22 protein-coding genes are annotated in these 20,679 nt (G+C 64.4%); 9 read left to right on the top strand and 13 right to left on the bottom strand.

The annotated features are described in order from the left end of the window. Positions 1–147: 147 nt before the first annotated feature. Both H8A95_RS01565 and H8A95_RS01560 read left to right on the top strand, forming a co-directional pair. Positions 148–639 (top strand): PaaI family thioesterase, encoded by a 492-nt coding sequence (locus H8A95_RS01565; protein WP_229181490.1) that lies wholly within the window; start codon positions 148–150, stop codon positions 637–639. A 271-nt stretch (positions 640–910) separates the two neighbouring features. Continuing rightward, positions 911–3,145, top strand: a complete 2,235-nt coding sequence (locus H8A95_RS01560) for an alkaline phosphatase family protein (protein WP_229181489.1) — start codon at positions 911–913, stop codon at positions 3,143–3,145. A 127-nt stretch (positions 3,146–3,272) separates the two neighbouring features. On the opposite strand, the gene H8A95_RS01555 is transcribed toward H8A95_RS01560, so the two are convergent. Continuing rightward, complete coding sequence (locus H8A95_RS01555) at positions 3,273–3,986, bottom strand: glutathione S-transferase family protein (protein WP_229181488.1); 714 nt, start codon at positions 3,984–3,986, stop codon at positions 3,273–3,275. Between the two features lie 107 nt (positions 3,987–4,093). Here H8A95_RS01555 and H8A95_RS01550 point away from each other — a divergent pair, with 107 nt between their 5' ends. Both H8A95_RS01550 and H8A95_RS01545 read left to right on the top strand, forming a co-directional pair. Further along, positions 4,094–4,468 carry a winged helix-turn-helix transcriptional regulator gene (locus H8A95_RS01550; RefSeq protein WP_229181487.1) on the top strand — a complete coding sequence of 125 codons (375 nt, stop codon included), beginning with the start codon at positions 4,094–4,096 and terminating at the stop codon, positions 4,466–4,468. Positions 4,469–4,563: 95 nt separating this feature from the next. Continuing rightward, positions 4,564–5,541: a DMT family transporter gene (locus H8A95_RS01545; protein ID WP_229181486.1), complete on the top strand. Its 978-nt coding sequence runs from the start codon at positions 4,564–4,566 to the stop codon at positions 5,539–5,541. A 136-nt stretch (positions 5,542–5,677) separates the two neighbouring features. On the opposite strand, the gene H8A95_RS01540 is transcribed toward H8A95_RS01545, so the two are convergent. The 6 genes from H8A95_RS01540 to purC form a co-directional block, all read right to left on the bottom strand. Beyond that, on the bottom strand, positions 5,678–6,415 hold the full coding sequence (locus H8A95_RS01540) for a tetratricopeptide repeat protein (RefSeq protein ID WP_229181485.1): 738 nt from the start codon (positions 6,413–6,415) through the stop codon (positions 5,678–5,680). Positions 6,416–6,615: 200 nt separating this feature from the next. Continuing rightward, positions 6,616–7,593, bottom strand: coding sequence for a tripartite tricarboxylate transporter substrate-binding protein (locus tag H8A95_RS01535; RefSeq protein WP_229181484.1), 978 nt, complete (start codon positions 7,591–7,593; stop codon positions 6,616–6,618). Positions 7,594–7,598: 5 nt separating this feature from the next. Then, positions 7,599–8,300, bottom strand: a complete 702-nt coding sequence (gene purQ, locus H8A95_RS01530) for a phosphoribosylformylglycinamidine synthase subunit PurQ (RefSeq protein WP_229181483.1) — start codon at positions 8,298–8,300, stop codon at positions 7,599–7,601. A gap of 4 nt (positions 8,301–8,304) precedes the next feature. Next, the gene (locus tag H8A95_RS01525; protein WP_229181482.1) at positions 8,305–8,886 is read right to left on the bottom strand and encodes a hypothetical protein; all 582 of its coding nucleotides are present in this window, start codon (positions 8,884–8,886) and stop codon (positions 8,305–8,307) included. A 13-nt stretch (positions 8,887–8,899) separates the two neighbouring features. Further along, positions 8,900–9,142, bottom strand: a complete 243-nt coding sequence (gene purS, locus H8A95_RS01520) for a phosphoribosylformylglycinamidine synthase subunit PurS (RefSeq protein WP_029083848.1) — start codon at positions 9,140–9,142, stop codon at positions 8,900–8,902. A gap of 9 nt (positions 9,143–9,151) precedes the next feature. Then, entirely contained in the window at positions 9,152–9,919 is a 768-nt protein-coding gene (gene purC, locus H8A95_RS01515) for a phosphoribosylaminoimidazolesuccinocarboxamide synthase (RefSeq protein WP_016843454.1), read from the bottom strand. A gap of 348 nt (positions 9,920–10,267) precedes the next feature. Here purC and H8A95_RS01510 point away from each other — a divergent pair, with 348 nt between their 5' ends. Beyond that, positions 10,268–10,591 carry a DUF1476 domain-containing protein gene (locus tag H8A95_RS01510; RefSeq protein WP_229181481.1) on the top strand — a complete coding sequence of 108 codons (324 nt, stop codon included), beginning with the start codon at positions 10,268–10,270 and terminating at the stop codon, positions 10,589–10,591. 30 nt (positions 10,592–10,621) lie between these two features. On the opposite strand, the gene H8A95_RS01505 is transcribed toward H8A95_RS01510, so the two are convergent. Then, a complete protein-coding gene (locus H8A95_RS01505) occupies positions 10,622–11,566 on the bottom strand; it encodes a LysR family transcriptional regulator (protein ID WP_229181480.1) in 945 nt (314 codons plus the stop codon). A gap of 113 nt (positions 11,567–11,679) precedes the next feature. On the opposite strand from H8A95_RS01505, the gene H8A95_RS01500 reads away from it, so the two are divergent. From H8A95_RS01500 to purB, 3 genes are all read left to right on the top strand, one after another. Further along, positions 11,680–12,504, top strand: coding sequence for an isocitrate lyase/PEP mutase family protein (locus tag H8A95_RS01500; protein ID WP_229181479.1), 825 nt, complete (start codon positions 11,680–11,682; stop codon positions 12,502–12,504). Positions 12,505–12,872: 368 nt separating this feature from the next. Next, positions 12,873–13,763, top strand: coding sequence for a hypothetical protein (locus H8A95_RS01495; RefSeq protein ID WP_229181478.1), 891 nt, complete (start codon positions 12,873–12,875; stop codon positions 13,761–13,763). 204 nt (positions 13,764–13,967) lie between these two features. Continuing rightward, positions 13,968–15,398 (top strand): adenylosuccinate lyase, encoded by a 1,431-nt coding sequence (purB, locus tag H8A95_RS01490; RefSeq protein ID WP_229181477.1) that lies wholly within the window; start codon positions 13,968–13,970, stop codon positions 15,396–15,398. Between the two features lie 38 nt (positions 15,399–15,436). Here purB and cynS read toward each other — a convergent pair whose 3' ends face one another. The 4 genes from cynS to H8A95_RS01470 all read right to left on the bottom strand — a co-directional run bounded on the left by cynS (position 15,437) and on the right by H8A95_RS01470 (position 18,655). Continuing rightward, a complete protein-coding gene (gene cynS / locus H8A95_RS01485) occupies positions 15,437–15,925 on the bottom strand; it encodes a cyanase (protein ID WP_229181476.1) in 489 nt (162 codons plus the stop codon). Between the two features lie 99 nt (positions 15,926–16,024). Then, positions 16,025–16,903, bottom strand: a complete 879-nt coding sequence (locus tag H8A95_RS01480) for a sulfurtransferase (RefSeq protein WP_229181475.1) — start codon at positions 16,901–16,903, stop codon at positions 16,025–16,027. Positions 16,904–16,951: 48 nt separating this feature from the next. Continuing rightward, positions 16,952–18,076 (bottom strand): acyl-CoA dehydrogenase family protein, encoded by a 1,125-nt coding sequence (locus H8A95_RS01475; RefSeq protein ID WP_229181474.1) that lies wholly within the window; start codon positions 18,074–18,076, stop codon positions 16,952–16,954. Between the two features lie 36 nt (positions 18,077–18,112). Continuing rightward, positions 18,113–18,655, bottom strand: coding sequence for an OsmC family protein (locus H8A95_RS01470; RefSeq protein ID WP_229181473.1), 543 nt, complete (start codon positions 18,653–18,655; stop codon positions 18,113–18,115). Between the two features lie 255 nt (positions 18,656–18,910). Here H8A95_RS01470 and H8A95_RS01465 point away from each other — a divergent pair, with 255 nt between their 5' ends. After that, positions 18,911–19,573 carry a TetR/AcrR family transcriptional regulator gene (locus H8A95_RS01465; RefSeq protein WP_229181472.1) on the top strand — a complete coding sequence of 221 codons (663 nt, stop codon included), beginning with the start codon at positions 18,911–18,913 and terminating at the stop codon, positions 19,571–19,573. On the opposite strand, the gene H8A95_RS01460 is transcribed toward H8A95_RS01465, so the two are convergent. Beyond that, positions 19,570–20,604: a DUF21 domain-containing protein gene (locus H8A95_RS01460; protein WP_229181471.1), complete on the bottom strand. Its 1,035-nt coding sequence runs from the start codon at positions 20,602–20,604 to the stop codon at positions 19,570–19,572. The two genes, H8A95_RS01465 and H8A95_RS01460, sit on opposite strands and share 4 nt — an antisense overlap. Between the last annotated feature and the right edge of the window lie 75 nt (positions 20,605–20,679).

The following is a 20,679-nucleotide window of genomic DNA, read 5'->3' as shown; positions in this document are numbered from 1 at the left end:
TAGATCGAACGGGGGCGAAAAGGCCTTTTACGGGGCATTTTCGGCCTGTCCAGAGCTTTGCGGCAGCTGGCCGCGGGGTGCGGGATTTGCACAATGGGGATGGATCGGATTTAAGGACCCGAACCCGACAATTGAAGGCCAAATTTCGTGAACGAGCGCGCCAAAACCGCATTAGAGACCGCATTCAACCGCCGACCCGACCTGCACGTCGAAACCGAGGGCGAATTCGCCGGCTGGCGGACCTGGACGCGGGACAATTTCGAGAGCCATTCCGGTCCCTTTTACCATCGCATGGACGAGAACGGCCGCATCGCGTGCGCGTTCCGGGTCGCCAAGAAGCACCTCAACGGCGGTGGCAACGTCCACGGCGGCTGCTTCATGACCTTCGCGGATTACTGCCTGTTCGCGCTCGCCGGCTCGGTGCTCCAGGGCCCCGGCGTCACGGTGTCGTTCGCCTCGGAATTCCTCGACGCGGCCCGCGAGGGCGACCTGATCGAATGCACCGGGGAAGTCACCCGTGCCGGCATGTCGCTGATCTTCGTGCGGGGCATGCTGACATCGGCCGGGCGGCCGCTGTTCACCTTCTCCGGCACCATCAAGCGGGTGAAGCGGAAGGCGCCAACGGAGACGCCGGCGTAAAGTTCACGGCCGCTTCGCTCGAAAACGCGAGCTCTGTGGACACGCGTCGTCATCCAGCCGTTACATCGACACCGGTTGCATCGAAAGCAGAGCGTTAGTTCATTGTGTTCACGCGCGTTCTTGGCGTGAAGCAACGCAAACGCGAGTTGTGACGCAACGCCGCACTGTCGCCGCGGCGTCGCGGACGCGTCACATGCCCGTCAGCCAAGCCCCTGAATATTGCTGAACGGTTTCCGTTTGTGCATTCGCGCAGCGATGTTGGGGCATTCTCATGAAATTGAAGACGTTTGTTTCCATCACGTCGGCGATGACGCTTGTCGCATCACTGGCGTGGACTGCAATTCCTGCGCGCGCCGGCCAGGACGGCGACAATGGTGATCGCGGCGCTGGCGATTCCCGCGGTCACGATCAAGATCAGGATCAAGACCATGACGGCGACCATCATGGTCGCAAGCCGCGCGTGGTGATGATCTCGCTCGACGGCGCCAAGCCCGATTTCATCCAGAAATTCATCGAGGAAGGCGTGCTGCCGCGCGACGGCGGCCTCGCCCGGCTCAGCCGCCGCGGCGCTGTGGCGTTGCAGAACGTGACGGCGTCACCCTCGCTCACCGCGGTCTCGCATATTGCGATCGCGACCGGTTCGACGGCGGTTCACAACGACATCCCATCGAACACGTTCCAGCCGATCGTCGGGCCGATCTCCAGCAGCATCAGCGGCTTTGCCGCGCCGATCGGCGGCTACAGCGAAAGCCCGCTCGGGCCGTCGTCGCACCCGACGGCACAGCCCTTGTGGGTGCAGTTACGGCAGCAGGGCAAGAAGGTCGTCACCGCGACCTGGCCCGGCGGCGACGGCGCCGACATCTCCATCAACAAGACCGTGGTGCAGCCGGCGCAGCCCACCCGCGTGACCGACTTCACGGTGCCGTTCGGCGCGTTCGGCGGCATCGGAGCCCAGGGCTTCACGCTGTCGCGCAGCGACTTCACGGCCGATCCCGGCATCGTCGCGGCGCTGCAGGCTGCCGGCCATTTCTCGTTCAGCCCGGTGCTGGTGACCTCGGCGCCGATCGAGACATTCTCGTGCTCCGCAGCGGCGACCGCGACCTGCACCAGCGCCTCGACGCTCGACGTCAAATATTCGATCCGCGTCGCCGCAATCGATACCACCAATGACCGCAAGGTGAACTACGACACGCTGGTGTTCTTCGACGAAAACCGCGGCATCACCGCGGGACCGTTCCACGCGCCCTCGACCGGGCCGGCCTACGTCAAGTTCGGCGGCGAGAACGCCCCGTTCTTCTTCGAAGGCAGCGGCGCCAAGGTCGGTGCCGCCTACTTCGTCTCGGCGCTGTCGCCCGATCTCTCGGTGGTGCGCTTCGCCCGCTACGGCGCCAACTACATCCCGCGCAACGCGCCGGTGCTCGCCGATGTCGACGACATCAACAACAACATCGGCTTTTGGCGTCCGCAGGCCGATTTCCGCATTCCGGAGCGCCTGAGCCCGGGCTTCACCAATTTCCCCGACGTCGAGATCGAGACGATGTACGAGGACATGGTGAAGACCTTCGTGCGCTACCAGGCCAATATCGGCGAGCGCGCGATCAAGACCCATCCCGACGCCGACCTCGTGATGGTCTATATCGAGCAGCCCGACGGCTCCGAGCACCAGTTCCTGCTGACCGATCCGCGACAGGGCACCAACCCGACCGATCCGAACTCGATCGGCGCCAACCAGGATCCGGCCAAGGTCAAGCGCTACGCATCCTACATCCGCTTCGCCTACCAGACCGCCGACAAGGCGGTGAAGCAGATTGCCGATGCGGCCGGCCGCGACAGCAACGTCGTCGTGGTGTCGGATCACGGCTTCGCGCCGTTCCACAGCTCGGTCAATCTCACCAACATCCTGCGCAACGCCGGCATCGACACCAGCAAGGTCGGGGTCCGCACCTCGGGTCCTGCCGCCGACATCTACGTCAACCTGCAGAACCGCGAGCTCGGCGGCACCGTCGATCTGGCGACCTACCGGGCTTTGGTGGCGCAGATCACCGATGCGGTGAAGAACGCGATCGACCCCAATGCGCGCTTCAACTACTCGCTCAGGGATCAGCGCATCTTCACCGTCGTCGAGACCCGGCCGCTGCAATGCGACGCCGGAACCGGACAATGCACCAGCAAGAGCGTCGGCCAGGACTATGGCGACGTGTTCGCGCTGATGGCGCCCGGCTACAATTTCGACGGCTTGCAAAATCCGGGCGTCGCGCGCCAGGGCGACGCACCGTTCAACTCGGCAACCACCGCGCTGTCGATGCCGAACTTCTACGGCGCCCACGGTCACGACCCCGAGCTCCCGGTGATGAGCGCGACCTTCATCGCCGCGGGGCCGCAGATCCGGAAGGACGCCGTAGTGCGGCACATGCGCAATATCGACGTGGCGCCGACCGTCATCCGGATGCTGGGCGCGACACCGCACCAGGTCGATGGCGAGGTGCTGAGCGAGGTGCTGCGCTAGGTCCTGCGCCACAACTTGCGCCAGGATTTCAGGCCGAGACGGCGCTCAGGCTCACGCCTGGGCGCCGTCTGCCATCACCCATCCGCTGCCGTGATCCGGTGCTCAGCCCGGTCACGGCCGGCAATCCTCACGCAGTCGGCGCGCCGAAGCGATCGATCACCTCAGCAAGCCGAACATGACCGACACAGGCGCCTGTCCCGGGGCTACTCTCGCCCGACTCCAGCGCCGTCGCGTAGATCACGGCCGGATCGGCCTCCAATCGTGCGCGAAGTCCGGCCAGTTTCGGCCAGCGATTGCGGTCGGCGACAGCGTGAAAATCGAGCCAGCGCGCGACACCGATCAGCAGCCCATCCGCCAATGTCGGGTGGTCGCCGAGCAGGAACGGCGCATCGCCGATCAGTTCCTCGAGCCTGTCGTGCCGTTGCAGAACGCTGCCCTTTCCCCACTCCCGCAGCGCAGACTGCATCGCGGGATTCGGCGTCTGCATCTCCAGCGCCGCCCACAGCGGACTGAACGCGGCGGTGAAGCCGGTGTTCACGAAGGCCATCAGTTGATGCATGCGGTCGGCCTGCGGCGACAACAGGTCGAAGCTGATGCGGCGCTCGGTGTCGCGGGCCTCGAGCCAAGCTGCGATCGCCATGTTCTCCGTCAGCACCCTGCCCTGGTCCGTGACGAAGGCCGGCGTCTCGTGCCGCGGGTTGATCCGCGCATAGGACGGATCTCGCATTTCGCCGAGCATGTCGACGCGGCAAAGGCGATAGGGCTTGCGCAGCCATTCGAGGGCTGCGACGAGCCCCATGGAGCTTCCCAACGGGAAGCCATAGATAAGGATAGGTTCCATGATGTGGTCTCCGGTGATGTCAGACGATCACGCTGCGCAGCGGAGCCGGACCCTATTCGCCACATCGGTGAAGTAAATTACGCACCTTTTTGTAACCACGAGGCGCCATGAAATCTCTCGTCTCCCGCTGCCCGATCGAAGAGGTCATGCAGCTCCTGAGCGGCCGCTGGCCGACGCTTCTGATCTACTATCTGAAGCAGGGCACCAAGCGCTTCAGCGACCTGCGCCGGGACAACCCGACCATCTCGCACAAGATGCTCAGCCTCGAGCTTCGCAAGCTGGAGGACGCCGGTATCGTCGAGCGCACCGAATTCGGAGGTTATCCCCTGCGCGTCGAATACCAGCTCACGCCGGGCGGCCACCGGCTGGTGCCGCTGATCGACGCGCTCGGCTACTGGTGGGAAACGACGTCGGATGGCGGCGGACATTCGAGCTCCGCAGGTGCCGAACCGGTCGTGTCAAATACCGTATTACGGGATTGAACCGCGCAACGCGCCGCAAAACTTGGCTCTGGCCTCCACCGAGGTCCCGAAGTATCAGTTTCCTTGCGCGCCAACGCGCGGGGAGCCACATCAAGGTGCCGAAGAGCACAGCGAACACGGGCGGCGTAACGGCGCCCGCGATCACGCCCACTCCGTCCACGTCAGCGCCGGGCGCGCGCGGCTGGCGCGACTATGCGCTGCTGCTGGCGCTCGCCTGCTGCTGGAGTTCGACCTATCCGCTAACCAAGATCGGACTCGGCTCGATCCCGCCGGTCACCTTCATCTCGGCGCGCTCACTGGTGGCGGCCTTGTTCCTGCTCGTTGTCTTACGCATCCGCGGCATCCGCATCCCGACCGACATCAAGGCCTGGAAGCTGTTCGCCTTCCAGCAGACCATCAACTCGACGATCCCGTTCCTGGTAATCACCTGGGCGCAGCTTTACGTGCCGGCGTCCAACACCGTGGTGCTGGCCTCGACGACACCGATCTTCGCCTTCCTGATCACCTGGGCGATTACGCGGCACGAGCCGGCCTCGATGCTTAAACTCGCCGGCGCGATCCTCGGTCTCGCCGGCACGATCGCGATCATCGGCCTCGACGCGCTCTCGGGCTTCGGCAAGGAGATTGTCGCCGAGATCGCGATCCTGCTGGCCACCATCTCGTTCGCCTGCGCGACGATCTTCGGGCTTCGGCTGTCGGATTACGATCCGATGGTGGTGGCGGCCGGCTCGCTGCTGTTCGGCGGCACCGTGCTGCTGCCGGTCGCCCTGATCGTCGACCATCCCTGGACACTGCACCCGACGCCGCAGGCGCTGGTCGCCACCGTCGTGATGGGCATCTTCTCCAGCGCCTTCGGCCTGATGCTGTTCTACATGTGCCTGACGCGGCTCGGCACCCTCACCACGAACGCGCAGGGCTATCTGCGCATCCCGATCGGCGTCGCGCTGTCGGTGATCCTGCTCGGCGAATCCGTGCCGTCGAACCTCGCGCTCGGCCTTGTGCTGGTCATGGCCGGCGTCGCGGCCATGACGGTGCCGGCCGAGGCGATTAAGCGCTGGTTCCGAAGACTGTAGAAGCGGATAATTTGTACACAGCCTATCAACGTCATTGCGAGGAGCGACAGCGACGAAGCAATCCATATCTCCACTTGCGGCACGATGGATTGCTTCGCTGCGCTCGCAATGACGCGTCACATACATCTAACCCGGCTCAGGCCGACAATTGCTTCTCGGCGATCGAGAGCCATTCGGCCTGCGCGTCGCGCAGATATTTCGGCGCGCGCCGCATCTGGATCAACAGCTCGTTGAACACGATGCGCGCCTCGGCGGTGCGGCCGACCAGCTGCAACAACAGGCCATAGCGGACCCGCGCCTCGGCGCCGGGAAAATACTGCGACACCGCCTGATATTCCTCGAGGGCCTCGTCGAGCCGGCCAAGCTCGGCGAGCGCGCGGGCATAGAGCAGATGTCCGTCGGCGGATTCAAAATCGGGCCAGCGCTCGCGCAATGCGTCGAGCGTCGCCAGCGCCTCGGCCGGTTGCTTGCGGGCGAACTGGGCCTGCGCCTTGGCCAGCGCGTAGGTCGGATCGTCGCCCTGCGGCAGTCCCAACACGTGGTCGTAGTGGCTTTCCGCCTCCTCGAAGCGACCGACGTTCTGGCACTCCGCGGCGAGCGCCGCGCGGTTGGCGATCGTATCCGACGTCGCGAGCCGGTCGGATAGTTCGCGGTATCGCTTCTCCGGATCGAGCCGGTTGGCGACGCGCTTGCGCGCCTGTGCGGCACCCGGTCCACCCCACCATTCCGGAACGAGTTCGACGACGATGTAGGCGAGCGCGCCGATCAGCGGCACCATCAGGATGATGAAGGCCCATGGCTGCAGGCGCCCGGTCCGCGAGGCGTGGTAGATCAGCGTGATGTCGAGCAGCAATACGGCCAATGCAACGGGCATGCGAATCCCAGCGAGCCGGACAGACCATCCAAATCGCCTCCGTCATACCGTGCCCGGCACGCTGCGACAATCCCCGGTTGCCGTGCCGGCTGCGCTAGCGTGAAGAGATTGTGAAACTTGAGGCGACTATCCCTGCATTGGTCGCTGAAGGAACGGACCAGGTTCATGGTCCGTGTCGCCGCTGGTACGCGGCACGAGCACTACTTCTTGTCGTCCGCCAACAGCGCGCGGTATTTCGCGACGTCGCGAGTCACGAGTTGCTGCAACACCTCGGGCGCGAGTTCGTCGGCATCGGGCGCGACCGTCGACAGATCGACGAAGCGCTTCTTCACCGCCTCGCTCGCGACCGCGGTGCGTGCGGCGGCGTTGAGCTTGGCGATGATCTCCGGCGGCGTGCCCTTCGGTGCGAACAGGCCGTTCCAGCCCTGCGCCTCGAACTCCGGCAAGCCTGCCTCGGTCGAGGTCGGCAGGTCCGGCAGCGAGGCGAGCCGCACGGTCGAGCCGACCACGACCGCCTTCACCAATTTGTCGTCGATCGCCTGCGACACCGAGGCGGCCGCATCGCAGACGCCATCGATCTGGCTGCCGATCGCATCCGTCAGCGCGAGCGCCGCGCCGCGATAGCCGACCAGCTGCACGTCGATCCCGGCGGCGTGCACGAAGCTCTTGCAGATCAGGTAATTCGAGGAACCGACGCCGGCATGGCCGAGATTGACCTTGCCCGGGTTCTTCTTCGCGTAGTCGATGAATTCCTTGAGGTCCTTGGCCGGGAAATCCTTGCGCAGCGCCACGATGCCGAAGGTCTTCGCCACGACGGCGATCGGCGCGAAGGAGTCGGGTGTGAACGACAGTTTCGGATAGATGGTGTAGGTCGCGGCGTTGGTGCCGGCATTGCCGATCGCGATGGTGTAGCCGTCGGGCTCTGCGCGCGCCGCGCGGGTCAGCGCGGTCGAGCCGCCGGCGCCGCCGACATTCTCGATGATGATGCTCTGGCCGAGCGCCGCGCTCATCTGGTCGGCCACCGCGCGGGCGATCACGTCGGAGGTGCCGCCCGCCGTGAACGGCACGATCATCGTGATCGGGCGCTTCGGGAAGTCCTGCTTCGGGAGATCCTGGGCGCTGGCTGCCGTCGTGAAGACGAGTGCCGCAGCCGCGGCAAGGCACCACCGCCCCAGCATTTCCGTTACGCCGCCTTTTCGAACTGCTGGACCAGTCCTGCGAACAGGCCGCGACCGTCGGTGCAGCCCATGATCTCTTCGACGTGGTTCTCCGGATGCGGCATCATGCCGAGCACGTTGCCGCGCTCGTTGACGATGCCGGCGATCGAATGCGCGGCGCCGTTGAAGTTGGAAGCCTCGTCGACCACGCCCTCGGGTGAGCAGTAGCGATAGAGCACCCGCCCGTCGCCCTCGAGCCGCTTCAGCGTCTCCTCGTCCGCCTCGTAATTGCCTTCGCCATGCGCCACCGGCACGCGGATCACCTGGCCGGCATTGTAGCCGCGAGTGAATGGGGTGTCGGAACGCTCGACCTTCATATGCACGTCGCGGCAGACGAATTTCAGTCCGGCGTTGCGCATCAGCACGCCGGGCAGCAGCCCGGACTCGCAGAGGATCTGGAAACCGTTGCAGACGCCGAGCACGAGCCCGCCCGAGGCTGCGAAGTCGCGCACCGCGTCCATCACGGGCGCGCGGGCCGCGATCGCGCCACAGCGCAGGTAATCGCCATAGGAGAAGCCGCCGGGCACCACCACGAGGTCGGTGCCTTTGGGCAGCGCGGTCTCGGCATGCCAGACCATCGAAGTCTCATTGCCGGATGCAAGCTTGAGCGCGCGCGCCATGTCGCGCTCGCGGTTGATGCCGGGGAAGACGAGAACGGATGATTTCATTGCATCACCTGGTTTTGGGCGCCAGCACGAGCTTAACGGCGGCGACAAATCTTGCGTAATTATCGTTGCTGGCCTTTTCGTCGCGCGCCGAGCTGATCAGGCTGGCGGAGCCGCCTTGTCCGCCGAACAGCAAGCCGCTGACCTGATACTCGTTTGCGCCGTTGGGCGTCACGGTCAGGCGCCGCGCCTTGAACATGCGCGGCGCTGTGCCCTTGTCGCCATCGACGCCGAGGAGCGTGATGCGCTGTCCGGGCGTCCGCTGCTCCAGCGCCTTGATGATCTGCTCCTGCCCCTCACGGAACTGGTCGAGAGTCATCTGCTTTCCGCCGGTATAAAACCGGTAGCTCACCTTGGAACCCGCACCGCAGGACGATTGCGCGCAGCGGAACATGTGCACGTCGGAGCCACGGCGCTCGTAGCTCCACCCGCTGACCGTGAACGGCGGCTGCTGGGTCGTAGCCGAGGGTGGTGGCGGCGCCGATTGCGCCGAGACACCGCCGATCCCGGCAACCGTCAGCAGCGCAACCAACAGCGATCGGACGAAGATACGGTCACTGCCAGCAGAGACGGGAGCGGCTGTTATCATTTGGCTCGCCCGGCTAGCTCAGGACCTCGACCCGATAATTCTCGATCACGGTGTTCGCCAGCAGCTTGTCGGCGGCGGCCTTGAGCGCCGCCTCCGCCTTGGCCTTGTCGGTCGCGGCGAGCTCGATGTCGAACACCTTGCCCTGGCGAACGCTGGCGACGCCGTCGACGCCGAGTGATTTCAGCGCCCCCTCGATCGCCTTGCCCTGCGGATCGAGGATGCCCGACTTCAACGTAACAGTCACACGTGCCTTCACGATTGCCTCTTAGCTCTTCACCAGCACAGGGCCGCTTCCGGCCGGCCGTTCATTTTCGATCAGGATGCCGAGGCGCTTTGCCACTTCGGTGTAGGCTTCGAGCAAGCCGCCCAGATCCCTGCGGAAACGGTCCTTGTCGAGCTTCTCGTTCGACTTGATGTCCCAGAGACGGCAGGAGTCCGGGGAGATCTCGTCGGCGACGATGATCCGCATCATCTCGTTCTCGAACAGCCGCCCGCACTCCATCTTGAAGTCGACGAGACGGATGCCGATGCCGAGGAAGAGGCCGGTGAGGAAGTCGTTGACACGGATGGCGAGCGCCATGATGTCGTCGATCTCCTGCGGCGTGGCCCAGCCGAAGGCGGTGATGTGCTCTTCCGACACCATCGGGTCGTTGAGCTGGTCGTTCTTGTAATAGAACTCGATGATCGAGCGCGGCAGCTGGGTGCCCTCCTCGATCCCGAGCCGCTGCGACAGCGAGCCGGCGGCGACGTTCCGCACCACCACCTCGAGCGGCACGATCTCGACCTCGCGAATCAGCTGCTCGCGCATGTTGAGGCGGCGGATGAAGTGGGTCGGCACCCCGATGTCGTTGAGGTGCTGAAACAGGTACTCCGAAATCCGGTTGTTGAGGACGCCCTTGCCCTCGATCACCTGGTGTTTCTTGGCATTGAACGCGGTCGCGTCATCCTTGAAGTGCTGGATCAGGGTTCCCGGCTCGGGGCCTTCATAAAGCACCTTGGCCTTGCCTTCATAAATACGGCGTCGACGGCTCATTGGGATGTACCGTGTTTTGTTGAAATCCATGGATTTGGGTGCTCCGGATGACTTGGGTTACGACCCACGACGGAGCTGCCGCGGAGGCCTGGAACCCGAACAATCCACTGGAAACAGAACAAGAACCATGCCTGTTGGCAACCTATCCGATTGGGCCATCCAGTACAATCGATAGTGCCCGTTTCGGGGCACTTATACCGCCCTATCAAAAAGGACCGATTCCGCCTGTTTTGCCTGCGGCTTAACGGCTCGTTGTCTTGCCGATTCCTCCCTCCTATCTAGGCACGCATCGGGGCTGTCGCAACGCGCGGAAGGCCCGCCACTCAGCAGGGAATTGGAACTTCAGCCATGAACGAATTCGACAAGCGCGAGGAAGGTTTCGAGAAGAAGTTCGCCCTCGACGAGGAGCAGAAGTTCAAGGCTGAGGCGCGCCGGAACAAGCTGCTCGGTCTCTGGGCCGCCGAGAAGCTCGGCATCGCAGGCGACGCCGCCGCTGCCTATGCCAAGGACGTGGTGGCCGCCGACTTCGAGGAACCCGGCGACAAGGACGTGCTGCACAAGGTCCTGAAGGACCTCACGGCCAAGGGCCAGGCTATCACCGAGCGCGACATCCGCGCCAAGATGGACGAGCTACTGGCCGTGGCTGCGGCACAGGTGAAGGCGGGGACCTGAGTTCCGGCGACGCCTGTTCCAACTCGACTTTTACGCGCGCCGGACCCCGTTCCGGCGCGACGTATTTGTGCCCCTCGCCCTGGTGAAGTCAGCGCGGATGATATCGAGCAGGCGTCGCGACGCGGCGCTGAGGAAGCCGCCATGCCGCGTCACCGCGACCACTTCGTGACTTGCAGTAAGATTGCCGACGCGGATCGTCGCGAGCGTCGCGGCGCGCAGCTCCTCCGCTGCATTGCTCTGTGATAGCAGCGCGATCCCGAACCCGGCCTCGACCAGCCGCTTCTGCGCCGTGAGGCTGTCGACCGGCGTCCAGGCGACCTCGCCGAGCCCGTGCGTCAGGAACAACGCGAACACGTGCGAGGCGGTGATCTCGCGGCGTCCCGGCACTTCGGGAAAGGCGATCCATCGCTCGTCCCTGAGATCGGCGAGCTTGCCGACGCGACGTCCGGCCAGCGGATGGTCCGGCGCGCAGACCACCCCGAGCGGTTCGGCGAACAGCACCTCGCAATCGAGATCGCGCGAGCGGTCGCGGTCGTAGCGCAGCCCGATCGTCGCCTCGCCGCGCCGGATCAGATCGCTGACCTCGGCGCTGGTCGCAGTGCGCAGCGTCAGCGCGACATCAGGATGCCGGGCGGCAAAACGCTTCAGCACTTTCGAGAGCCGTTCGCCCGCAAGCGTGCCGGTCACCGCCAGCGCGACGGGGCCGGAATTATCGCGCGAGAGCGCGCGCACCGCGTTCTCGGCATCCTGCGCCGCCGCCACCGCGCGCTCGGCATAGGGCACCATCACCCGCCCGGCATCGCTGAGCTGCATCTTGCCCGCGATCCGCTCGAACAAGGGCACGCCGAGCTCCTGCTCCAGCAGCGCGATGCGCCTTGAAATCGCCGGCTGCGAGCGATGCAGCGCCTTGGCGGCATTCGAGATGCCGCCGCGCCGATGCACCACCAGGAACGTATTGAGCGCGTCGCTGTCCATCATTCGCCCCATGCAAAAAGCTGATAGCATTGAGAGGAATAACAAATTTGTCTGATGATCGAAACCGCCCTATCGCTGTCGCCAGTCGCTTTCCTCAACCATCAGGAGTTCACATGCGCACCCAGGCAGACAAGGCAGCACGGTTTCGCGAGCTGCATCAGCGGCCCGGCGCCTTCATCATCCCGAATCCCTGGGACGCCGGCACGGCGAAGCTGCTTGCGGCGATGGGCTTCGAGGCGCTGGCGACCACCAGCCTCGGGCTCGCCAACACGCTCGGCCGCGCGACCGTCAGCCTCGATGCGATCATCGAGAATTGCCGGGTGATATCGGAGGCCACCGACCTGCCCGTCAACGCCGACCTGGAGAATTGCGGCGCCGACGATCCGAAGACTGCGGCAAAGGCGATCGCGCGCGCCGCCGAGGCCGGCGTGGTCGGCGGCTCGATCGAGGACTCCACCGGCAACCCACAGCATCCGATCTACGATTTCTCGCTCGCGGTCGAGCGGGTGCAGGCTGCCGTCGAGGCCGCGCGCACCCTGCCCTTCCCGTTTACGCTGACGGCGCGGGCAGAAAACTTCCTCTGGGGGCGCAAGGATCTCGACGACACCATCAAGCGGCTTCAGGCCTTCGAAGCCGCCGGCGCCGACGTGCTGTATTCGCCGGGCCTTTACGACATCGGCACGATCAAGACAGTGGTCTCGGCATTGAAGCGGCCGTTCAACCTCGTGATGGGCTTTGCCGATCCGACCCTGACGGTCGAGCAGATCGCGGCCGCCGGCGTCAAGCGCATCAGCGTCGGTGGCGCGATGGAGCGCCACGCGCTCAGCGCCTTCCTGCGCTGCGCCCGCGAGATGAAGGATCAGGGCGCGTTCAGCTTCGTGCGCGACATGGCGCCGGTGAAGGAGGTGCGTGAGATGTTCACGGCCAGCCGGGGATAATTCAACGATCAGCGTCATTGCGAGCGAAGCGAAGCAATCCATTGTCACCGCACACCGGTCAGATGGATTGCTTCGTCGCTATCGCTCCGCGCAATGACGGGAAGAGACTGCATCGTTTCGGGATCAATCCTCGACGTGGGACCTAACGACCCCTCCCCAATTCGCACCCGAAATTCTCAATCCGCGCAAAGAAATTCGAATTCTCCCTTAGGGGCGAGTGAACAGCTTCACACAACCATTGTGTGAATCGGGCGTAGAAGACTACGCTCGCGCGCGCACGTTCAAATCCATTCGATTCCGTTCCGCGCACGTCGATCCCCGCACCGATCATCAGAGGCGGCGTTTCGTCGCCATGGAGGATTTTCAGAATGCCGACCTGGCTGTTTTCCTTCCACAAGGGCGTCGGAAATAGTCCGCTGTTCTATTCGAACGTCTTCAACGGTCAGGCTTGGGGCGGCGACGTCCCGGTACCGGGCAACATCTGGATCAGCAACACGCCGGCGGCCGTCGTATTCAACGCCAACCTGTACGTGTTCTACCCGCTCAACCAGTCCCTCTATTACAAGGTCTATGACGGCGAGGTGTGGACGGCGGCAGCCCAGGTGCCCGGCACCGCCGGCGTGAACGCTGGAGTTGCCGCCGCTGTGTATGGCGGCCTGATCTATCTGATCTATTCAAATCCCGGCAGCACGGACCTGATGTACAAGACGTATGACGGCACCGACTTCGCGTCCGAGGTCAACGCCTCCGGTACCAACCACCTCAACTCGGTGGCCTACCAGAATGTGGACACGCCGGCCGCGGTCGTGCTTGGCGACACGCTCTACGTGTTCGGCCGTGGGCCTGGCTCCAGCGAACCCGGCAATTTGAACCGCTTCTGGTACGCGACCTTCGACCGCAGCACCTGGCGAAGCAATCCGGTTGCCGGCACGGAAGGCCTCAGCAACGGTCCGGGCGCAGCTCTGTACAAGAATCTGATCTACCTGTTCTTCAACGACCCCAGCGGTCTGTTCCTTTTCAAGAGGTTCGACGGCAACGAAGGCTGGGGAGCTGACCGCCAGGTCCCCGATACGCCGGGCAACATCGGCAATGCTGCGCCGGTGGTTTTCAACGATACGCTGTACATCCTGCACCAGGGACCCAACGGCCAGTTCCTGTACAAGACCACGGACGGCGAGGACAACTGGACCAGCGACCTGGCCGTGCCGAACAGCGCGGGCATCAGCTGCGCACCGGCCGCCGTGGCGCTCTCGCTCTGAGGCTGCACGCCGGGCGGCCCTGAACTACCCGATCCCGATGATCATTGCGACGAGCGCCGCCCCGGATCGGCTGAGGCGGCGCTTTCGAGGATCTGGTATGGTGGGGCCAACACCGCAAGTCCGGCCAAGGCGCTATCAGACCTGACGATTCATGACAGCTCGCGACTTGCGGCCGGCCTCAGGCAATGCCAAGAGAGCGGAATCATGTCCCAAGATCACATTTCCAACGTCCTAGCCGAACGTTACGCCTCCCCTGCCATGCGCGCGATCTGGAGTGGCGAAGGCAAGGTGCGCCTCGAACGCGACTACTGGATCGCCGTGCTGAAGGGCCAGCGCGATCTCGGCATTCCGGTTCCGGATGGCGTGATCGAGAGCTACGAACGCGTCAAGGACCAGATCAACCTCAAGTCCATCATGCAGCGGGAGCGCATTACCCGCCACGACGTCAAGGCGCGGATCGAAGAGTTCTGCGATCTGGCCGGTCATGAGCACCTGCACAAGGGCATGACCAGCCGCGACCTCACGGAGAACGTCGAGCAGCTGCAGGTCTACCGCGCCCTGCAGCTGGTCGAGACCAAGAGCATCGCCGCGCTCATTCGGTTTGCGAAGCGCGCGAAGCAATTGCGCGACATCCCGTTCACCGCGCGCACCCACAACGTGGCCGCGCAGGTCACGACGCTCGGCAAGCGCGTCGCCATGTCCGGCGAGGAGATGCTGCTGGGGCATCAGAGCCTGGTCGACGTGCTGCAGACCTACCCCGCGCGTGGCCTGAAGGGCGCGGTGGGTACCCGCCTCGACCAGATCACCCTGTTCAATGGCGATGCCGGCAAGGCACGGGACCTCGAGCAGCGCATCCTGGTTCACCTCGGCCTGCCGAAGGCGCTCGATGCCGTCGGCCAGGTCTATCCGCGCAGTCTCGACTTCCGTGCGGTCAGCGTGCTCACCGAGCTCGCCAGCGGGCCCGGCAACTTCGCCAAGACCATCCGCCTGATGGCGGGCCACGAACTTGCCAGCGAAGGTTTTGCCAAGGGCCAGGTCGGCTCCTCGGCGATGCCGCACAAGATGAACAGCCGCTCCTGCGAGCGCATCAACGGCCTGCATGTGATCCTGAAGGGCTATCTCGCGATGGCCGCAGGCCTCGCCGGCGACCAGTGGAACGAAGGCGACGTCTCCTGCTCCGTGGTCCGCCGCGTCATGCTGCCCGACGCCTTCCTTGCCATGGACGGCCTGCTCGAAACCCTCCTCACCGTGCTCGATCAGATGGAGGTGTTCGAAGCCGTCGTCGCGACCGAGCTGAACCGCTATCTGCCCTTCCTGCTGACCACCACGGTGATGATGGAAGCGGTGAAGAAGGGCGCCGGCCGCGAAGGCGCGCACGAGGCGATCAAGGAGCACGCCGTCGCCGCCATCGGCGACCTCCGCACCGGCAAGATCGTGCAGAACGATCTGCTGCAGCGCCTCGCCGCCGACCAGCGTCTCGGCTTGAGCGCAGCCGAGCTGCAGGCCGTGCTCGACCAGGGCCGCGCCAACTCCGGCGACGCCGCCGCCCAGGTCGACTACTTCGCCGAGCAGGTCGATGCCCTGGCGAAGGCCAAGCCGGAAGCTGCGAGCTACGCGCCGGGCACGATTCTGTGAGGCTAAGCGGCACGGCGTGAAGCAATCGCGCCCTGCTCTCACTCCTCCTTGAACCCGTATTCCGGCACGTTGCCGCTGGCGCCGTAATATTTGTAGGGCAGGAACTTGCCGCTCATGGTGATCTTGACGCGGTCGCCCTTCTGATTGGCGACGCGCTCCATCGCCATGTCGAAGTCGATCGCCGACATGATGCCGTCGCCGAACTCTTCCTCGATCAGCGCCTTCCAGGCTGGGCCGTTGACCATCACCATCTCGTAGAAGCGGTAGATCAGGGGATCGGTCGGCGGCATCGGCGTGCCGGTGCCGCGCATCGGCACCTCGTTGAGCATCGCGATCTCGGCCTTCGACAACCCGAACAGCTCGCCGGCATTCGCCGCCTGCGGCTTCGTCAGCTTCATCTGGCCGAGGATCGCGCCGACGATGAGGACCTCGGAATAGCCGCCGATCTTCTCGCAGATGTGTTTCCAGCTCCAGCCCTTCTCGCGCTTGATGTCGAGCAGCTTTTCGGTGAGGTCTTCGCGTTTCATGAGGCTTCCTCCTTGGGGATCGGCGCGCAGTGCCGACGCCGGCATTGATCGGCGTCCGGCGGCATTTTACGCCGTCGGACGCCGCCAAACATGCAGATTCTATGCCGCTTTGCCCGTTACGACGGCAGCGGTCGGCAAGCCCTCGTCGATCGGCAGCGAGGCGTCGCGCGACCACTCGTTCCAGGAGCCGAAATACATGCGCACGTCCTTCACGCCGGCGTTCTTCAACGCCAGGAACGTATTCGAGGCGCGCGCACCCTTGAAGCAGTAGAGATAGACCGGCGTGGTCTGCGAGATGCCGACGGTCGCGCATTCGGCAAGGATCTCGTCCTTCGACTTGAAGCGCGGGCCCTCGCCGGTCGGCTTCATCATCCGGTACCATTCGAGCCAGACCGCGCCGGGAATGCGGCCCTTGCGCGGGCAGAAATCCTTGCCATACGGAGACGAGCTCTCACCTATCCACTCGTCGACATCGCGCACGTCGAGGATCGCGACGCCGGGCTTGCCGACCGCCGCCAGCATCGCCTTGGCATCGATCATGATGTCGCCGGCCTCCGGCACGATCGCAAAGCCGGCCTTGAGCGGCACGGCAACGTCTGTGGTGACCGGCAGGTCCGCCGCCTTCCAGGCATCGAAACCGCCATGCAGCACCTTGATCTTGGGATAGCCGAGCATGGTCAGCAAATAGTAGCCGCGGCAGGACTGACCGAAGCCGGAGTTCATCGACTGCTCGTAGATCACGGCGGTCTCCTTGCCGGAGAGACCGGCGGCACCGAACGCATCGGCGAACTTGGTCTTCAGCTCGTGGATGCCTTCCGGCGTCGAGGTCGCAAGGAACGTGAAGATGTCATGCACATTGACGGCGCCGGGCAGATGGCCCGCCGCATAGGCATCCGGATTCCGCGTGTCGATGATGACACACGCCTCTTTTGTGACGAGCTCGGCAAGTTCGCCGGCGGTGATCAGAACGTCCGTCATGGCTCTCTCCTGTTTGTGGTTGCAGTTGTGGTGGTCCGGAACTCCTCGTCAGCCGTCCGCCAGCATCTTGCGCAGCTGCTTGGTGGCGGGCGTGACGATGGCGACGAAATAGGCCTCGCGCAGCCGGCGCTGGGCGCGGTGGCTCATCAGGTAGCCGCGCGCGCCGCAATGGAGCATCGCGGCATGTGCGACCGCGACGCTGGCATCGCCGATGCGCAGTCTGAGCGCGACGACACGGCGCCAGTAACTGTCGTCGGCATTGTAGGGATCGTGTGCCAGCGCCATCGCCTCCTTCTCGAACTCGGCATGGAGCTCGCGGAATTGCAGCGGCTGTTGCGGCAGATAGCGGTTGACGTGACCGAGCGGCGCGTGGACCTCGTCCATGATGTTGATGCAGTCCTGCATCAGCCCGAGGCCGATGCCGACCTGGAGCAGGATGAAGCCGGCGCGGATTTTCTTGACGAAGGGCGCAGCCGGCTCGGCGAGGATCAGATCGTCCGGCACGAACGCGTCACGGAACTGGACGCCGTAGGTGCCGGTGCCGTCCATCGCCAGGAACGGCTTGCAAGGGGTCAGTGTGATCGCGGGATCCGAGCAGTCGGCGAGGAACATCACCGTCCCACTGGACTCGCCCTTGCCCTCGTCTTCGCGCTCGAAGATCGTGCCGAAATAATGGTCGGGCCCGAGATTCGACACCCATGGCAGCGCGCCGCGGACGATGTAGCCGCCGTCAACCTTGCGGCCCTTCAACTTCAGCCGCTCGATGCCGAAGAAGCTCTTCATCGGGTTGGAGAGCCCGGTGCCGCCAAGCGCACGTCCGCTGGAGAAGCAATTGCCGAAGCGCGCGGCGAGCTTCACATTGGTGGAATTGGCGACGTACCAGACCAGCGTGTTCTGGCACCAGGCCATGAAGGCGGTGGCGCCGCAGACCTCGCCGATCGCAGCCATCGACTGGATGGCCCAGCGCAGGTCGGCCGGGCCTTCCTGCGGCACGTGGCTGCTCCACGCCCCGACCTCGCCGAGCCGGCGCAGGAATTCACCCGGATAGACCGAGCCGGCATCGATCGCGGATGCGAGCGGCGCCAGCTCCTGGCGGGCGAGGCGCGCAACCTCGCCCGTAATCGTCGGTGCGGGATCTCGAGCTGCGACCCGCGATAAAGCCAGTGAACTCATGGACGGTCTCCGCACCTTGAATTGCCGGTCGGGCGCTTAAGCGCTGACCTCGAGATTGACGGGACGGGTGAAGGTGTTGGCGACCGGCGACCATTTCTTCACATGGGCCACCAGCGCATCGATCTCGCCCCTGGAGACACCCTCGCATTCCATGTCGACCTTGACGCGGACATCGGTGAAGCCGACCGGCTTCTCGCTGACGTCGCCGGTGCCCCACACTGCTGTTATGTTGAGGTCGCCCTCGAGCTCCAGCTCGAGCTTGTTGACGATCCAGCCGCGATGCACGGCGTTGGCATGCAGGCCGACCGCAAGGCAGGAGCCGAGCGCGGCGAGCGAGGCTTCGGAGGGATTGGGCGCGGTATCATCACCGAGCAGGCCCGGCGGCTCATCGACGATATAGGGCGCGAGGTTGCGGATGTAGTTGGCGTGACGGAACTTGCCCTCGGCGACCGTCCTGCACTTCAAGGTCTTGATCACTTTCGGATTGGCCTTGCCGTTGGCAATGAGCTGCTCGAGCCCGCCTTTGTCGATCGGCGCGAGGCAGCCGGTCAGAGCGGTTTTTTGAGCGACAGCGGTCATCAGTTTTCTCCCTGGGAGCGATGGAAATGGTCAGGATACCGAACGGTCTGTTTCCTGCACGAAGCGTGCCAGTCCGCCACCAAATCAAAAGGTGAAATCGCGCAGGCGCTTAAGCGAGGCTGCCTGCGGATTGATCAGCGCCGGTCTGCTCAATCGCCCGGCAAATGCCGCGCGGCGGCGATTATTTTCAGCGCATGGATGCGCGCTTGAAGATGCGACTTGATGATTTTGCCGCGCTCCGATTTACTGCCGCGCATGGCCAAATCGCTTTCGAAGAAAAAACCTGCCGCGGCGTTCGCCGCCGGCGACGATGAATCGGCGCGCGGGCGCCTGCTCAATGCGGCGACGCATCTGTTCTGCAAGAACGGCATCAACGCCACCGGCATCGATGCGATCATCGACGAGGCCGGAACCGCCAAGACCACGCTCTACAAATTGTTCGGCTCGAAGACCAATCTGGTGCATGCGGTGCTGGAGAGCGAAGGCCGGCAGTGGCGCGAATGGTTCATCGGCGCGATCGAGGCCGGCGGCGGCGATCCGCAGACCAAGCTTTCGCGGATCTTCCCTGCCCTGAAGACATGGTTCGCCGAGGAACGCTTTTACGGCTGTCCCTTCATCAACGCAGTCGCCGAGCACGACAAGGATGCCAAGCAATTCCGCAACATCGCGCTGAAGCACAAGAAGGTGGTGCTGGCGCATATCGAGAAGCTCGCCGGCGAGATGGGCGCGGCCGAGCCCACCGTGCTTGCGCATCAGCTGGCGCTGTTGATCGACGGCGCCATCGTCGCCGCCATGGTGTCGTGTGATCCGACCGTTGCCGATACCGCGGGCCTTGCCGCGGGCAATCTGTTCGCGCCGGCGAAGCTGAAGAAGGCGAAGCGCGCGGGCGGCGCGGCGGAGCAGCTGGTCGCGGTCTAGGCCGCCGATCGCTTTTCCACGGTCGCGATCCCGCGCAACAGCCGTCCGAGCAGGTCGGAGCCGGTGATGATGCGCTTCTGGGCGCTCCACACCAGGATCAAATCGTGCTGGATCACGTCGTCGCCCGGCGTCTCGGGCATCACCTTCATCAGCCCGATCACATCGCCAAGCCGCGCCCTGGCGTCGCGCACGATGATCGGACGGTGCCAATAGGCGGTCGGATCGCTCTCGAGCTGGTTGAACAGCGCATCGCGCAGGAAGTGATGGGCGTCGAGCACGAACACCGGCTCGCCCGCGGGATCGGTCACGATCACCCATTTCATCCCCGACGCATCGATCCGGCGCAGGAACGGATCGTCGGGGACACGGTCGAATTTCGGCAGCACGCAGCGCTGATTGGCGAGCGGCAGGCTGAGGATGCTGGCTGGATCGATCACCTCGCCTTCGTCGCAGACGGAAATGTCGTCAAAGTCGAGGAAGTTCTGGGCGCCGGTCGTCTCGACCTTGCTGATGTCGCCACCGGCGATGACGTGGCGGGCGATCATCTGCCGGATATCCTGCTCGCGCAGATAGGTGATGCCTTCCGAGCCGAGCCACCAGTCGAGCACCATGGCGGTCGGCTTCGCCAGCGGAAACAGCACGACGCGGTAGAAATTCAGGAACGGCAGAAACCGCGCGGTCATCGCCAGCGCGTTGCGCGAGAAATAAGCCTGAGGGAAGATCTCGCCAAGCAGCGTGATGGCGAAGGCCGAGAAGAGGAACGCGCCGACGCCGGCCAGCACCGAGTCCGACAGCAGCGTCAGCAGCACGTTGGTGGTGACATTGCCCCAGATGACGGTGGCCAGGATCTGGTTGGAGTTTTTGCGTAGCTCCAGCACCCGCGCCGCGTTCCTGTTGCCGCTGTCCGCCTCGATCTGCAACCGCAGCAGGCTGAGGCTGAACACTGCAAGATTGAGACCGGCGAACAGCGCTGATTGCAGGATGCAGGCGGCGATGCCGATCCAGGTCGAGATAATGCCAAGATACGTCATGGATGCCACGCCTCGCTGTTGCGGCTTCTCGGCGCATCACAGTCGAGCGAGGTGACAGCCGAATGACCACGCCAT

This window comes from Bradyrhizobium oropedii (genome assembly GCF_020889685.1).
Classification (GTDB): Bacteria; Pseudomonadota; Alphaproteobacteria; order Rhizobiales; family Xanthobacteraceae; genus Bradyrhizobium; species Bradyrhizobium oropedii.
Note: the sequence above shows the minus strand (reverse complement) of the source record. Positions and strands in the feature narration are given on the sequence as shown.